Source organism: Mariniflexile litorale, assembly GCF_031128465.2.
GTDB lineage: Bacteria > Bacteroidota > Bacteroidia > Flavobacteriales > Flavobacteriaceae > Mariniflexile > Mariniflexile litorale.
In genome coordinates, this window is the sequence record NZ_CP155618.1 from 4,250,186 (window position 1) to 4,266,725 (window position 16,540).

The 16,540-nt window shown below is 31.7% G+C and carries 15 protein-coding genes; 4 read left to right on the plus strand and 11 right to left on the minus strand.

The genetic code is table 11. The features are described 5' to 3' along the window. Positions 1 to 39: 39 nt before the first annotated feature. Positions 40 to 1,668: a carboxyl transferase domain-containing protein gene (locus QLS71_RS18030; protein WP_308993594.1), complete on the plus strand. Its 1,629-nt coding sequence runs from the start codon at positions 40 to 42 to the stop codon at positions 1,666 to 1,668. Between the two features lie 80 nt (positions 1,669 to 1,748). Here QLS71_RS18030 and QLS71_RS18035 read toward each other — a convergent pair whose 3' ends face one another. The 9 genes from QLS71_RS18035 to QLS71_RS18075 all read right to left on the minus strand — a co-directional run bounded on the left by QLS71_RS18035 (position 1,749) and on the right by QLS71_RS18075 (position 11,398). Beyond that, on the minus strand, positions 1,749 to 3,197 hold the full coding sequence (locus tag QLS71_RS18035) for a carboxypeptidase-like regulatory domain-containing protein (protein ID WP_308993595.1): 1,449 nt from the start codon (positions 3,195 to 3,197) through the stop codon (positions 1,749 to 1,751). An 86-nt stretch (positions 3,198 to 3,283) separates the two neighbouring features. Beyond that, positions 3,284 to 4,378 (minus strand): AMP-binding protein, encoded by a 1,095-nt coding sequence (locus tag QLS71_RS18040; RefSeq protein WP_308993596.1) that lies wholly within the window; start codon positions 4,376 to 4,378, stop codon positions 3,284 to 3,286. Then, positions 4,368 to 5,321 carry a type II CAAX endopeptidase family protein gene (locus tag QLS71_RS18045; protein ID WP_308993597.1) on the minus strand — a complete coding sequence of 318 codons (954 nt, stop codon included), beginning with the start codon at positions 5,319 to 5,321 and terminating at the stop codon, positions 4,368 to 4,370. Before QLS71_RS18045 ends, QLS71_RS18040 begins: the two co-directional genes overlap by 11 nt. Before the next feature lies 1 nt (position 5,322). Beyond that, entirely contained in the window at positions 5,323 to 6,363 is a 1,041-nt protein-coding gene (locus tag QLS71_RS18050) for an o-succinylbenzoate synthase (RefSeq protein ID WP_308993598.1), read from the minus strand. Then, positions 6,364 to 7,041 carry a metal-dependent hydrolase gene (locus QLS71_RS18055; RefSeq protein ID WP_308993599.1) on the minus strand — a complete coding sequence of 226 codons (678 nt, stop codon included), beginning with the start codon at positions 7,039 to 7,041 and terminating at the stop codon, positions 6,364 to 6,366. Positions 7,042 to 7,050: 9 nt separating this feature from the next. Further along, positions 7,051 to 8,541: a hypothetical protein gene (locus QLS71_RS18060; RefSeq protein WP_308993600.1), complete on the minus strand. Its 1,491-nt coding sequence runs from the start codon at positions 8,539 to 8,541 to the stop codon at positions 7,051 to 7,053. 16 nt (positions 8,542 to 8,557) lie between these two features. Further along, positions 8,558 to 9,460: a 1,4-dihydroxy-2-naphthoate octaprenyltransferase gene (menA, locus tag QLS71_RS18065; protein ID WP_308993601.1), complete on the minus strand. Its 903-nt coding sequence runs from the start codon at positions 9,458 to 9,460 to the stop codon at positions 8,558 to 8,560. A gap of 1 nt (position 9,461) precedes the next feature. Next, entirely contained in the window at positions 9,462 to 10,301 is an 840-nt protein-coding gene (locus QLS71_RS18070) for a 1,4-dihydroxy-2-naphthoyl-CoA synthase (protein WP_308993602.1), read from the minus strand. Between the two features lie 431 nt (positions 10,302 to 10,732). Continuing rightward, entirely contained in the window at positions 10,733 to 11,398 is a 666-nt protein-coding gene (locus QLS71_RS18075) for a uracil-DNA glycosylase (protein WP_308993603.1), read from the minus strand. 63 nt (positions 11,399 to 11,461) lie between these two features. Here QLS71_RS18075 and QLS71_RS18080 point away from each other — a divergent pair, with 63 nt between their 5' ends. Further along, the gene (locus QLS71_RS18080) at positions 11,462 to 12,955 is read left to right on the plus strand and encodes a YfcC family protein (RefSeq protein ID WP_308993604.1); all 1,494 of its coding nucleotides are present in this window, start codon (positions 11,462 to 11,464) and stop codon (positions 12,953 to 12,955) included. Here the strand turns inward: QLS71_RS18080 and QLS71_RS18085 are convergent. Both QLS71_RS18085 and holA read right to left on the minus strand, forming a co-directional pair. After that, on the minus strand, positions 12,946 to 13,836 hold the full coding sequence (locus QLS71_RS18085; RefSeq protein WP_308993605.1) for a hypothetical protein: 891 nt from the start codon (positions 13,834 to 13,836) through the stop codon (positions 12,946 to 12,948). The two genes, QLS71_RS18080 and QLS71_RS18085, sit on opposite strands and share 10 nt — an antisense overlap. Positions 13,837 to 13,868: 32 nt before the next feature. After that, a complete protein-coding gene (holA, locus tag QLS71_RS18090; protein WP_308993606.1) occupies positions 13,869 to 14,873 on the minus strand; it encodes a DNA polymerase III subunit delta in 1,005 nt (334 codons plus the stop codon). Between the two features lie 123 nt (positions 14,874 to 14,996). Here holA and QLS71_RS18095 point away from each other — a divergent pair, with 123 nt between their 5' ends. Next, a complete protein-coding gene (locus tag QLS71_RS18095) occupies positions 14,997 to 15,443 on the plus strand; it encodes a type I restriction enzyme HsdR N-terminal domain-containing protein (RefSeq protein WP_308993607.1) in 447 nt (148 codons plus the stop codon). A 13-nt stretch (positions 15,444 to 15,456) separates the two neighbouring features. Then, positions 15,457 to 16,470 carry a glycosyltransferase family 2 protein gene (locus QLS71_RS18100; protein WP_308993608.1) on the plus strand — a complete coding sequence of 338 codons (1,014 nt, stop codon included), beginning with the start codon at positions 15,457 to 15,459 and terminating at the stop codon, positions 16,468 to 16,470. The last annotated feature ends 70 nt before the right edge of the window (positions 16,471 to 16,540 follow it).

Consider the following 16,540-nt stretch of genomic DNA (forward strand, 5'->3'; position numbering starts at 1 on the left):
AATTGAAACTTTTGTATTTTAGCTTCAAACAAATTATCAATGGATTTAAACTTCAACAAAAACGAAGATTATAATAAACTTTTAGTATCAGAACTTAATAAACGTCTTGCTAAAGTACGCTTAGGCGGGGGGAAAAAGAGTATTGAAAAACAGCACGCAAAGGGTAAAATGACTGCTCATGAGCGTGTTAATTATTTATTGGATGCTAATTCTAAGTCTATTGAAATAGCCACTTTTGCAGGAGAAGGTATGTACGAATCTCATGGCGGCTGTCCTTCAGCAGGTGTTGTGGTTAAAATAGGTTATGTAAAAGGTAAACAATGTATAGTGGTTGCTAATGATGCCACTGTGAAAGCAGGTGCTTGGTTCCCTATTACCGCAAAAAAGAATTTAAGAGCCCAAGAAATTGCCATTGAAAATAAACTGCCAATTATATATTTAGTTGATAGTGCTGGGGTTTATTTACCATTGCAAGACGAGATATTTCCAGATAAAGAACACTTTGGTCGCATTTTTAGAAATAACGCCATTATGAGTAGTATGGGTATTACTCAAATTGCTGCAGTTATGGGTAGTTGCGTTGCTGGAGGTGCTTATTTGCCTATTATGAGCGACGAAGCTTTAATTGTTGATAAAACGGGAAGCATCTTTTTAGCAGGAAGTTATTTAGTAAAAGCCGCTATTGGTGAAACTATTGACAATGAAACACTTGGCGGTGCCACTACACATTGTGAAATTAGTGGCGTTACCGATTATAAAGCGAAAGATGATAAAGATGCGTTGAACACTATAAGAAACATTATTGATAAAATTGGCGATTACGATAAAGCAGGTTATAACCGAATAGACGCTTCTAAACCAAAAGAAACCCCTGAAGATATTTATGGTATACTACCAAAATCGAGAGCAGACCAGTACGATATGTATGAAATTATTAAGCGTTTGGTTGATCATTCAGAATTTGATGAATATAAAGCTGGTTATGGTAAAACCATTATTACCTGTTATGCCCGAATAGATGGTTGGGCAGTAGGTATTGTTGCCAACCAACGCAAGTTAGTTAAAACAGCAAGTGGAGAAATGCAATTTGGAGGTGTTATTTATAATGATAGCGCCGATAAAGCCACCCGTTTTATAGCAAATTGCAATCAGAAAAAAATTCCCTTAGTCTTTTTACAAGATGTTACTGGTTTTATGGTAGGCAGCAAAAGCGAACATGGTGGTATTATAAAAGATGGTGCTAAAATGGTGAATGCTGTTAGTAATTCTGTGGTTCCAAAATTCACCGTTATTATAGGTAATAGCTACGGAGCTGGTAATTATGCTATGTGTGGAAAAGCATACGACCCTCGATTGATTGTAGCATGGCCAAGTGCAGAACTCGCAGTAATGAGTGGCAATTCGGCTGCAAAAGTACTGCTTCAAATAGAAAAAGCATCTTTAGAAAAGAAAGGTGAAAAAATAACTAAAGAAAAAGAAGACGAACTTTATAATAAAATAAAAGATCGATACGATGCACAAGTTTCACCATACTATGCTGCTTCACGTATTTGGACGGATGCTATTATAGATCCTTTAGATACTCGAGGATGGTTAAGTATGGGAATTGAAGCAGCAAACCACGCTCCTATTGAAAAGCCTTTTAATTTGGGAATTTTACAGGTTTAAATAGTATATTAAAAACATAAAAAACAGCTACTCCTTATTTTTGATAAAAATAGAGTAACTGTTTTTAGTTTTAGGTTATTTTATCCAATGACTCCAGAGTATTTCTCAATCAACCGAACAATTAAATCATTCAATTTTTCTATTTTATAATCTTCCGCTGTTGGTTTTAAATGCGCATTACCTATACCACTATCATCCGTAAGAAACACATAAGTTCCATTTGTTGACACACTAAAAAATCGCATTAAAAACTCCACTGTTTTATTGGCGCCACTAGCTACAATAGGTATTATTTTAATTCCTTTTTCTTGAGCTATTTTAATTTGTTCTTTAATAATCATTACATTTTCTTGCGTTAAATGTGGTGGCGCATCCAAAACCAGAAATAACAATTTAGATTTTGCATTCATATTCCAAGACTTATTCATGGATGCTATTAAGGCTTCATGCACCGCTTCTTCGTAATCGCCACCACCATCTGCACTTTGATCCGACAACACATTTTTAACTTCATCTATATTTGAGTTGAAGTCAAAATCTCTAACAAGGTAGGCATCCGTTTTATCTCTATAAAAAGTTAAAGCCACTCTTTTTTCATTAATACGCGCATCCAATCTATTTATAATATTTTTTAATTCCGATTTTAAATAGGCTATTTCATCACCCATGGATCCCGTTGCATCAATAGTAAACATAACGTCAATATCATTTGAGGTGTTGGTGTTACCCATTTCAAAACTTACAGATTCCGTTGTATTGGTTATTTTTTTCCCCATTATAGAATTGCCTTCATTAATTTGAATTCTATAATACTCGTTATGACTGTTATTCTCATATCCTTTAAACAAATAAACTTCACCATAAATATCGGTTCTAGAAGTCATTATGGGCACATTTAAATCATTATAAAGTGTTGTTATAATATTGTTACATGGGTTTCCATTTTTGTCTCTTATAACAACTTTTACTTTGTTTTCTAAATAAAATCCCCAATCATTACGAGTTGTTTTGTAATCTTTATTTTTGAACACATTTTTCCAACCTTGCCATTTCTCTAAATCATTTATTTCGGAAGCTGTTAATTGACCTGATTGTGGTTCACTATGTGTGATGGAGACACCGCCAACTTTTCCAGATAAAGTTCTTGAAACAGATTCTGAAGACACTGTTGAAATGCTACTTGTTATAGATTTTCTTTCACTTGTACCATATCCCATTATTACAACTTCATCCAAAGTGGCTTTATCAGCTTTTAACGTTATTGAAATAGTATTTAATTTCCCAACAACACGCTCTTCTTCTATAAATCCAATGTATGAAAACACTAAAACATCTGTGTCTTTTGCTTTTATTTGGTATAACCCGTCAAAATTTGTTGAGATTCCAGTTGAAGTTCCTTTAATAACGACATTAACTCCTGGAATAGGCAATCCTGTTTCGTCTGAAACTTTACCATTAATTAATCGTTCCTGTGCGTGTATTTGTATTGAAACTGTCAATACAAATAGGATTTTTAATAATATTTTCATTGTAGTGATTTTTAAGTTTAGCATAAAACTAAACCCAACCACTGCAAAATAAAACCACTAATGAGTGAAGTGTTCTTTTGAATGAGTTAACTAAGACTTATTAACTCTAACGTTTTTTTACGTTGAATTTTTCCTGAAGTAGTTTCAACAAATTGCTTCACAGTAAAAATATGTTTTGGCTTTTCGTGTTTTTTTAATTCTGAAAAAGCGGAAATATCAACAGTATCTATATTCCCTTCTACAACTAGAATAAGTTGTTCTCCTAAGGTTTTGTGAGGTTTTGAAGCAATAAAAAAACGTTCTGAAATATGTTTCTTAAGTTTGGCTTCTATTTGTTCTGGGAACAATTTCAACCCACCCGAGTTTATAACATTATCAAAACGACCTAACCATTCAAATTCCGTTTCAGAATGAATTTTCACAATATCGTTTGTAATTATTTTTTCTTCTGAAAGATTAGGTGCTTCAATTACTAAACAATCACGTTCATCTTGAGAAATTGAAATGTTAGGAAGTAATTTGAAGTAAGGTTTGGCAGATTGCTTCGTCGTTCCTTCTCGCAATGACAGTAAATTATTGAGTTTTTTAAGTGCGATGTGTGTTACGGTTTCGGTCATACCGTAAGTTTCGTAAACATCAGAATCGATACTTTGAATTTTATCATTTAATGTATTTGAAACGGATGCACCACCAACAATAATAGTTTTAATATTGCTGCAATTTTCTAGGCAGTTTTCAACCTGTAGTGGTATCATGGCGCAAAAATGATACATCTTGTTATAATCGAAAATGGGTTTAGATGTAGGGGCTATAATATCAATTTCTAAACCTAAAATCATAGCCCTTACCAACATCATTTTACCTGCAATAAACTGTGTTGGCAAACAATGTAATGCCGTATCGCCTGACTTTAAATTAAAAAAATCACCAGTAGCCAAGGCTGAATTTACCATAGCTTCCTTTTTTATTTTTAAGTTTTTTGGAATTCCTGTAGAACCAGATGTTTTTACTTCAACAAAATCATCATCATTTAGCCAATGATGTAAAAAATCACCAATTTCATGCTGATATGGCTCACCTTCTTTTACAAAATGAGACGCAAATTGTAATAGGTCTTCATTTGAATAATGAAATCCATTTATTTTGAATTGTTTATGAATAAAGCTAAAATTAGATGTCACTAGAATGTATATCTTCTATAACTAAAATCTCTTCTTTTGGAGGCTCAACAACTTTTCCAAATAGTTTTTCTTTCCAATCGGTCCATTTGTATATTTTAGAAAGCACAAATAAGATAATTGGATATATTATAAATACTGGCATTATTATATCTAAAGCTGTATTATTTGCTTCTTCAGCAGTATATCTAAAAACAGCATCCGTTTGTAATGCTGACCAGTCAGAGGTAATTAACAAAGCTGCAAGTAGGTTGTTTCCAAAATGGAAACCCAAAGCCAATTCTAACCCTTCATCCATCAATGTCATAACCCCTAAAAGTAACCCTGTACCAATATAAAATACCATTACAATTAATCCCATTTCTGCTACTTCTGGGTTAGCACTATGTGCAATACCGAAAAAAACAGATGTAATTAATAACGGTATCCATTTATTTTTTACCATTATTCCAATTTGCTGCATAAAATAACCTCTAAATAAATACTCTTCTAAACCTATCTGAAAAGGAAATAGTAATATACTTATGAAAAACAAAACAGCAAACTTTGCTGGGTTGAATTGTAATTCTATTTGTGATGGATCAGAATAATAAGAAATCCCAAAAGTCACTAATGTAATGACCACAATCAACAAAAAAGAAAATAAAACTCTATTAACATCTAGTTTTAACCTTGTTGTTGATAACGACAAAATACTTCTTTGATGTATATATTTAACAAACACAAAAAGCAAACCTAATAAAAATGCAAATGGCAACAAGTTTACTACTAATGATATATTTGGTGGTATACTGTTCATTAAAGCATAAGCTTTATCTAAATCTTCAGCTGAAGTAAATAAATAAGCTATAAAATTCAAAATAAATATTCCTGAAATAACACATGCCGTTATAATAAACATCCAAAGTTCATTTTTACCTTTATATGCCTGTTGTATGTAATTCATATTATACTAAATTAAAGTTCCAATCTATTTTATTATTGTACTGCAAAGTACCGTTTTTTACTTCTAATGGGCAATCAAAATTGTTGGTAAATAAACCGCCCGTACCCAAACCTTGTGGCAATTTGCTTTGTTTGGTATAAGTGTATTGAGCAATGGCGTTTAAGCCCACATTACTTTCCAAAGCACTTGTTATCCACCAGCCTATTTCGTTTTGCTTCGCTATTTCAATCCACTCGTCACTGCCTTTAAAACCACCAACTAAACTCGGTTTTAAAATTATGTATTGTGGCTTAATGGTTTGTAGTAACTTTTGCTTTTCTGTTACAGAAAACACTCTGATTAATTCTTCATCTAAAGCAATAGGAAGTGGCGTTTCTGAACAAAGTTTAGCCATAACATCTACTAGACCTTGTTTTATAGGTTGTTCTATGGAATGGAGGTCTAAATCTGACAGTATTTTTAGCTTTTCTAATGCTTCAGAAGGAGAAAAAGCACCGTTAGCATCCACACGAAGTTCAATATCTTTAGAAGTGAATTCTTTTCTAATTGATTTTAAAAGATTTATTTCGGTTTGAAAATCGATGGCTCCAATTTTCATTTTGATACAATGGAAACCTGCTTCAATTTTATCTTGAATTTGTTGTTTCATGAACGTTTCAGAACCCATCCAAATCAATCCGTTTATGGTAATAGAATCTTCACTTTGTGTAAATTTTGAAGGAAACAATTCAAACGGATTATGGCTTTCTAAAGATTTAAAAGCCATTTCTAAACCAAATTGAATGCTTGGAAATTCAATTAATTCAATCAATAAAGTTTCTAAACCTAAATATATGTTTTTACAAACCCACTGTAGTTTTTCTTCATAATCAGGTGTATCATCTATAGACAATCCTCTAAAAACACCACATTCACCAATACCCTGTTTTTCTTCAGAATTTAAAATAATAAACCAAGTTTCCTTAGTTTTTAAAACACCTCGAGAGGTGCCACTGGCTTGTTTAAAGTTTAAAATGTATTTTTTGTAGAATGCTCTTATCATTTACAACTCTATACTTTCACCAATTTCTAAAAGCATCAAGTCTTTGCCTTTATCAAAAAATTGGCGTTTAGCTTCTTCGTGGTTTATTTCAATATAACCAAAGGTATCAAAATGATATCCTAAAACTTTATCGCATTTTACAAAATCGCTTGCTATAATGGCATCTTCAATTCCCATGGTAAAATTATCGCCAATAGGTAAAATGGCTAAATCTAAATCTGTTCTCATCGGAATGAGCTTCATATCGAAGGTTAAAGCGGTATCTCCTGCTATGTAAATATTTTTATGCTCACCTTCAATCACAAAACCACCAGGTTGTCCTCCATATTTTCCATCGGGAAACGATGACGTATGAATGGCATTTACATATTTTACGGTTCCAAATTCAAAATCCCAACTACCGCCGTGGTTCATTGGGTGTCCTTCAATACCCAAAGCTTCAAAATGTGATACGATTTCAAAATTAGAAACCACTATAGCATTGGTGCGTTTCGCAATAGCCTCTACGTCTACAATGTGATCTTGATGTGCGTGTGTTAATAAAATATAATCGGCTTTAAGTGCATTTATATCTATATGAGATGCCTTAGGGTTTTCCGAAATAAAAGGGTCTACAAGAATATTTACGTCGTTAACTTGTATGCCTAAACTAGCGTGACCGTAAAATGTAATTTTCATAGTAATTAGTTATTCTAAAATTAAGAATTGCTTTTTTCCTGCTCCACTACTAATGGTAATAAAACGTTCGTCACTAAAGATACCATAAAAAGGTAAATAATACGTATTATTTTTATTCTCTTGAATCTTATTATAAGTTACATCTCCATTGGCATTATATACAATGTCATATAGTGAAGTAGATTCAAACCACCCTTTTGAAACTTTAATGCGTCCGTCTTCTTTATCTGTTAATTTTTTTCCAGAATTTAAAATAACGTGCAATTCACCATCTTTTAAGAAGGCATTGTAAGAAGGAAATACATCTCGTTTGAAGATGCTTCTGCCCCATTCTAAATCGCCATTAGAATTGAGTTTCAAAACTAAAACAGTGTTGTAATGATAAACGGTTTGCATGTATCCACCACCCATTCCATTGGAAACATAAACTTGAGTTACAAAAAATTCTTCTGCTAAAATATAAGTGTTTCCTAGTTTATCTTTAATGATATAATCTACATAGAAATTAGATAATTCATCATCCTTTTTTCTATCGGCTTTGGCTTCAGTATATAAATCTTTATAAACCGACTCGGGTAAATTGAATGATTTGCTTTCAGAAATAACCATACTCTCAGAATCTACATTAAAAAATAATGCACCTTTAATACCTCTAACGTTTTCTTCAGAATAAAAGCCAATCAAACGTATTTGATTATTTTGATTTGTTATAATTAAAGAACTGATATGTTGGTTTTTACTAAACTCAACTTTTGTGGTTTTATACGTAGAAGCTGTTAATTTATTTAAAACAAAATCGTAATTCGCTTTGCCTCCTTTTTTTTGAGATCTGCCTTCTAAAAATAATTTCCCAAGTGCATAAACATTCCCTGAATCATCTATAGATAAATCATTGGGTTCATAAAACTTTTCAATATTTTCTTGATATGTTTTTGTATAAACCAGATTTAAATCTTTAGTATTATACACACGAACGGTATATGAATTTGAATTTTTCTTTATATCATCTGTTGAAACAACAAAAAAGGCTCCATTTGGAGACATGGCGAATCCTGTTTGACGTTTATTACTACCAGAGAATATAGGTTGATTTTTTTCAACTTCAGTTTTAAAAAGTTCCGTTTTTTTGTGACTGCCATCAGAAATATTAAATTCATGACAATACAAAGCGCGTTCTTTTTTTGATGGTGAAAAAACAGTAAAAATTTTTATAATATTATCAAAAGACAAATTGCCACAATAATTTTCATTTCTGTCTGCTTCAATTTGAACATTTTTAACTCTTCCTAAAGATTCGTTGAAAATATCAAACAATAAATGACTTCTACTATGTCTAACAACACCTATTAAACCTTGTTCTGAGGTTTGCATAGCCAGTACTTCGCATGATTTTACTTCATCATGAAATTCCGGACTTTCTAAAATTTTAAGCGTTGTTTTATTTTGAGAATAGCCTAATGAAAAAACAACAAGTGCTAGCAAAACTGATAATCTTTTCATGACTTAACTTTAAATTTTATAATAAATGTCCTACTCCCATTAATACAGCTAAAGCTACTGTAGTTAATGCCACTTTTTTTAATTCGGGATCTAACAATTTAGGTTCGGTATTTTTTAATACTTTTTTAATATGTATGATTAAAGGAATGTAAGCTATAACAAAAATTAAATTGTAAAGCGATGTGAAATATAATATGCCAAATAATCCCGATAAGACTATTGCTAAACTAATAATTATAACATGATACTTTTTAGAATTCTCAATACCCATTCTAACAGCCAATGTTATTTTATTTGATTTCTTGTCGGATTCAATGTCACGCATATTGTTTAGGTTTAAAACCGCTGCACTTAATAAACCAATGGTTATTGCTGGTAAAAACACCACATGATCTATCGTTTTTGCATACAAAACATAGCAACCTATAACACTTACTAAACCAAAAAACACAAATACATAAATATCTCCCAACCCCTTGTAACCGTAAGCATTATTACCTACAGTGTATTTAATAGCTGCTGCAACGGATGCTATACCAAGTAAAAAGAAAGTAAATGTTAAGAAAAAATGTTTAACACCAAATGCTGTGAAAATTAGATAAAATGCTAAACCTATTGATATTAATACATTAATTTTTATGGCATTGAACATATCTTCTGGAGAAATTTTCCCAGTCTGAATGGCTCGTTCTGGTCCTATGCGGTCATTATTATCAGTCCCTTTAATTCCATCTCCATAATCGTTTGCGAGATTAGATAGTATTTGAAAACTTAAAGTCGTTAAAATAGCCAAAACACATATCAACCAATCAAAACAACCATTATATGCTGCAAAACAAGAAGCCAAAATAATACCAGAAATGGATAAGGGTAGCGTTCGTAAACGCATGGTTGAAATCCAAATAGAAATTTTTTTCATATTATGGAATCCATTTTTTTACAAAATTTGGTTTGCGTTTTTCAAGAAAAGCATTTCTACCTTCTACAGCTTCATCTGTCATGTAAGCTAAACGGGTTGCTTCACCTGCAAACACTTGTTGACCTACCATACCATCATCTGTTAAATTCATAGCGAATTTTAACATTTTTATAGAGGTTGGCGATTTTTCCAATATTTCTTGAGCCCACTTATATGCGGTAACTTCTAATGCGTCATGAGGAACAACAGCGTTTACCATACCCATATCAAAAGCTTCTTGTGCTGAGTAATTTCTTCCTAAGAAAAAAATCTCACGGGCTCTTTTCTGTCCCACCATTTTAGCTAAATATGCTGAGCCGTAACCCCCGTCAAAACTAGTTACATCGGCATCGGTTTGTTTAAAAATAGCATGCTCTTTACTTGCTAAAGTTAAATCGCAAATTACATGTAAACTGTGTCCTCCACCTACTGCCCACCCTGGCACCACTGCAATGACTGCTTTTGGCATAAAACGGATTAATCGTTGCACTTCTAATATGTTTAATCGGTGGTAACCATCATCCCCTACATAACCCTGTTTTCCTCTGGCTTTTTGATCGCCACCTGAACAGAAACTCCAAACACCGTCTTTAGTTGATGGTCCTTCAGCTGATAATAATACCACACCTATATTTACATCTTCATTGGCATTATAAAATGCGTCATACAATTCACTCGTTGTTTTTGGTCTAAAGGCATTACGCACATTTGGTCTGTTAAAAGCAATACGAGCCACACCATTACATTTTTTATATGTGATGTCTTCATACTCCTTTACAGTTTTCCAATTTACTTGCTCCATTTATATTATTTTGTTCAAAAATAATTTTTATTTCATTAAAACACTTACTTCAAATTAAAAAATAACAATTACTCATGTTTTTTAATCGTGACTGTTTAAAAAAAACAAAAAAACAGTATAAAAAATAATTGAAAACTTAAAATTTACTTGGATATATTAAGTTTTATAAATTAGTACAAGCATCTAGCTTGTATGTAGTCTTTTTTTTATTAATATTGTAGCGGAATTAATTTTTTTAAAAAAAAATTACATTTTAACCCTTATTTTTCGTACATTGCCGATTAATTAATCCCCTAATCTTATGTTAGTTAACATCAGTATTTTAATTTTTTCTTTAGTAGTTTTCAATTTTTTGTTATTGAAATTTAGCACTAATAAAACGGTAAAACAGACTAAAGTTCAAAAAATGCCTATAGTACTTAAAACTGAAATCACCACTGTACAGGTGTCAGAAACACTTGCTCCAACAGGGAGTTAGCCTTATTAAAGTGCTTATTTCCAAACCAATACCCTCTATTAGCACTTAAAGGAGAAGGATGCCCAGACGTTAATATATTATGTTTTTTTATGTTAATTAATTTTTGTTTTTGTTTTGCATAGCCTCCCCAAAGTAAAAATACTGTGTTTTCTTTATTATCGCTAATGGCCTTTATAACGGCATCTGTAAATAATTCCCAACCTTTTTTTTGATGGCTTCCTGCTTGATGTGCTCTTACTGTTAGTGTTGCATTTAACAGTAAAACACCTTGATCGGCCCATCGCATTAAATTGCCACTTTTAGGGTAAGGGATTTTCAAATCTGTTTCAATTTCTTTAAAAATATTAACTAAAGAAGGAGGATGTTTAATATCATCATTTACAGAAAAACACAAACCATTAGCTTGACCAACATCGTGATAAGGATCTTGACCAATAATAACAACTTTTACATCATCAAAATGGCAATGATTAAATGCATTGAATATTTGATTCCCTGGTGGAAAACAAGTATGACTTCTATATTCCGCTTTTACAAAACTTATTAAATCCTTAAAATAAGGTTTATCAAACTCTGTTTCTAAATAGGGTTTCCAACTTTCGTGTATATTAACATTCATAAATACAAATTTAAAATGAAACTAAAATAATACTATCTTTAGTCTTATTAAAATAATTTACGATTGAAAAAATTAAAATTCCCCACAGCTCAAACCATACTAATAATTATAGCTGGGTTGGTTGCACTACTAACATGGATCATTCCTTCGGGAAAATTTGATTCTTTAGCCTATAACAAAGTTGAAAACACTTTTACTAGAACCAGTTTAGAAAAAAAGGAAATTTTAAAAGCTACACAAGAAACCTTAGATAATTTAAAAATTAAAATTCCCATCGAAAAATTTACCTCTGGAGATATTTGGAAACCCATTAGTATCCCTAATACTTATCATAAAGTGGAGGCAAAACCTCAAGGGTTAATAGCTTTTATTCAATCGCCCATAAAAGGTATTATTGAGGCTGCCGATATCATTTTTTTAGTATTATTTATAGGTGGATTAATTGGAATCATGAATTACACAGGTGCTTTTGATGCTGGTATTTCTTGGCTTGCCGAAACGTTAAAAGGTAAAGAGTTTGTTTTAATTATATTAGTTACTCTATTAATTGCCCTTGGAGGTACCACTTTTGGACTCGCTGAAGAAACCATTGCTTTTTACCCCATACTTATACCTATCTTTTTAGCAGCAAAATATGACGCCATGGTAGCTTTGGCTTGCATTTATTTAGGATCATCTATTGGCACGATGTGCTCTACTTCCAATCCATTTAGTGCTATTATAGCTTCAGATGCTGCCGGTATTAATTGGACTACGGGATTAACAGGACGCTTTATCATGTTAGTTTTAGGGACACTTATTTGTGTTCTTTACACACTTAGGTATGCACAACGTGTAAAAAAAGATCCATCAAAGTCTATTCTTTTTAGTCAAAAAAAAGATATAGAAGCTATGTTTGGAAATTCAACAAATTCTACAGTCAAATTATCTACCCGTTTACGATTTATTCTTTTTGTATTTGTCATGTGCTTTATTGCTATGATTTATGGTGTATCTCAACTAGAATGGTGGTTTTTAGAGATGACCGTCGTGTTCTTAGTTGGTGCCGTAATTATTGGTTTTTTAGCAAAAATTAATGAATATACCTTTGTTGATGTTTTTATTAAAGGTGCTAGCGATTTACTGGGTGTGGCGCTTATAATAGGCATTGCGAGAGGCATTACTGTATTAATGAATGATGGCCAAATTAGTGATACTATATTATATTATGCAAGCAATGCCACAAGCGGCATGAATAAAGGCATATTTATTAACGCCATGCTTTATATTTATGGTGGTTTGTCGTTTTTTATTCCTTCATCTTCTGGTATGGCAGTTTTAACCATGCCTATTATGTCTCCATTAGCTGATGGTGTTGGAATTGGTCGAGAACTTATTGTTAATGCGTATCAATACGGGATGGGTTTATTTGCTTTTATTAACCCAACAGGATTGATTTTAGCTTCCTTAGCTATTGTAAAAGTAGGTTATGATAAATGGCTTAAATTTGTCATGCCTCTGGTAATCATTTTATTGATTTTCACAATGATTGTGATGACTATTTCAGTTTACTTGTAATCAATTTTATAAGCAACCACCTTATTTCCAAAAAAAGTCGGAACTAAAAGAATATTTTCCTCGGGAATAATTCCAATATCTGCCGTGTTTAGTTTTTCATCTTTTGTATCTAAAATTTTTACAGCTTTAATATTTGAAGAATTTTCATCAACAAAATATATTTCTCCTGGCCATGTAGAAACAATATAACCCTCGTTTATTGGAACTATTCCATCTCCTCTTACAATTCCTGTTGCTAATACTTTTCGTTGTTTTGTTTTTTTATCAATAGAAATAAAATCACCCTGACTTGAAGAAACCACTAAAATACGATTGTCTTCTACAAGTATACCGTTTGGGCTCTCCCCAACTAAATCTAACCATACATTGACTTCGTTATTAACAAGTTTATAAATTTTATCTCCTTTAGAATCTGTTACATAAACATCGCCATTGGTATCAATATCCAGATCATTCAAAAAAACAGCGTCTCTAACACTAAACTTTTTTTCTATTATTCCTGTTTTCAAATCAATTTTAATAATTACATCAATATCCGTTACATAGAGTTTACCATTATAATAACTAATACCTTTAGGAGCATTCATACCAGTAGCCCAATTTTGATTTAAAATTCCCCCATCTTTATTAAGTATTGATATACTCCCGTCACCATCTTTTGCGTCTGGAGGTACACCTCCAATATTTGAAACATAAATTGTTGCTGTTTTAGAATCATACCTTACGCCCTCACAAGTTTTAAGTAAAGTATCTGTTTCCCACAGTTTCGTTAGAACTATCTCTGTTTTGATAAATGCTTGGGCGATCGTATCCTTTTTAACTTGCTTACAAGAAGTTACAAACACCATAATTATGGCTAATAAAAGTGTAGAATATTTCATTTTTAAACAATTAATAATGAGTTATATAACTACTAAGATAATATTTTTACCAATAATTCCTTTAATAAATCGCCTTGTGGAACTGCATTAGAACCAACACCTTTGCTTTTTACATCAAACTCTCTAAGAATTGAAACAACTTCGCTTACTTTCCTCATAGGATAATTTCTTGCAGCTGTTACGTAATCGTTAACAAAATATGGATTCACTTTTAATGCTGAAGCAACGTTTCGAGGCGATTTGTCACTCAACCCATGAAAATGAAGTAATTGTGAAAAGTAACTAAATAATAAAGACACGGTAACAACCATGGGGTTATCTTTAGGGTTTTCAGCAAAATAATTAATAATTCTATAGGCTTTAAGTTTGTTTTTTTCACCAATAGCATGGCGTAATTCAAAATTATTAAAATCTTTACTGATGCCAATGTTTTCCTCAATATGCTCTGGCGTAATTTGAGTGCCTTTGGGTAAAATTATTTGAAGCTTATCTAATTCGTTACTAATTTTACTTAAATCGGTGCCTAAAAACTCTACCAACATTTGTGCTGCTTTAGGTGCAATAGTATAATTTTTAGATGATAAAATACGTCGAATCCAATCGGCTACCTGATTTTCATACAGTTTTTTACTTTCATAAACTATTCCACTTTTTTGAAGTGTTTTATAAAGAGATTTACGCTTATCAAGTGTTTTATATTTATAGTTAAAAACTAAAATGGTCGTTGGTTGTGGCTGTTTGGCGTAATCTACCAACTTCTCGATAGTTCGGGACAAATCTTGAGCTTCTTTAACAATTATCACTTGGTATTCTGCCATCATCGGATAACGCTTTGCATTACTAACCACATCTTCAACCGTTACATCGCGCCCATACAATACCATTTGGTTAAATCCACGCTCTTCTTCCGATAAAACAGTATCTTCAATAAAATCTGAAATTTTATCAATGTAATAAGACTCTTCACCCATTAAGAAATAAATGGGTTTTAACTTTCCGTTTTTTATGTCGGTAACTAATTGTTTTACTTCGTCCAAATTCTACAAATTTTCAAAAAGACAAGCACCAAATGCCCATCTTAAAAATAATTGGCATTTGGTATTTGAATATTGTGAGTTTTAATTTTTGAATCTTAACTTTGAAAACTAAACACAACCATATTGCAAGCGCTTAATTTTCCAAAGTTTCCGTTTCGATTCAAAAATAGCGAAAATAAAATTTCTATTTTCGATTGTATACGCAAAAAGTTTGTGATTTTACAACCAGAAGAATGGGTGCGCCAACATTGTATTCTATATTTAATGGAAGAAAAAGGATACCCAAAATCTTTAATAAATATTGAAAAAGAACTGATTGTTAATGATTTAAAAAAACGTTATGACATTGTTGTTTTTAGCAACGACGGAAGCATTTATTTAATTGTAGAATGTAAAGCGCCATCAATCACAATAAGTCAGCAAACATTCGACCAAATTGCACAATATAACCGCGTATTAAACGCTAACTATTTAATGGTTACAAACGGTTTAAATCATTATTATTGCCAAATGGACTTCGAAAACGAACGCTATGATTTTTTAAAAGACATTCCAAATTATAATGGATAATAAAAAAGTAACAATGAATAAGGATGCTGTGGCAGAATTAAAAATTGCCATCGTTATACTAAACTGGAACGGAAAAAAACTATTAGAACAGTTTTTACCTTCGGTAATAAAACATTCAAAGGAAGCTACTGTTTATGTCGCTGATAATGCTTCTACCGATGATTCTGTGAGTTTTCTTAAAACAACATATCCATTAATAGATATTATTCAAAATACAACAAATGGTGGATATGCAAAAGGTTACAACGATGCTTTAAAAGATATTGAAGCTGACATTTTTTGTTTATTGAATAGCGATGTTGAAGTTACCAAAAATTGGCTCCCTCCTATTATTGAAACGTTTACGAACGAATTTAATACCGCCATTATTCAACCAAAGTTATTAGATTTTAATAAGCGTGATTATTTTGAATACGCAGGTGCAGCAGGCGGATTTATCGATAAATATGGTTACCCTTATTGCAGAGGTCGCATTTTTAATACCATTGAAAAAGATAACGGACAGTATAATGATACTTCTGAAATATTTTGGGCATCGGGTGCATGTTTATTTATTAGAAAGCAGGTATTTAACGAGATAAACGGCTTGGATGAAGCTTTTTTTGCACACATGGAAGAAATAGATTTATGCTGGCGTGCAAAAAACCTAGGTTACTCTATTAAATATGTTGGACAATCTACCATTTACCATGTGGGTGGTGCGACTCTTAGTAATTCCAATCCACAAAAAACCTTCCTTAATTTTAGAAATAGTTTATATACATTAACCAAAAATGCAAAAGGTAATATTTTGCTTATTATTTTAATGCGTTTAGTTTTAGATGGCGTTGCAGCGATTAAATTTTTAGTAGAAATAAAACCAAAACATACCTTAGCCATTTTAAAAGCACACTTTAGTTTTTACCTACATTTAAAACTACTCCTAAGTCAACGGAAATTAACAAAAAACAAAATAGTATATTATCAGAATACATCTATTGTTTTAGGCTATTTCCTATATAAACGCAGATTTTTTAAAAGTTTGTAAGTTTTTAGTAAAAGTTTTGTTAAAATTTAACAAGCATTATATTTTTACATACTTTTGCTATAATAAACAA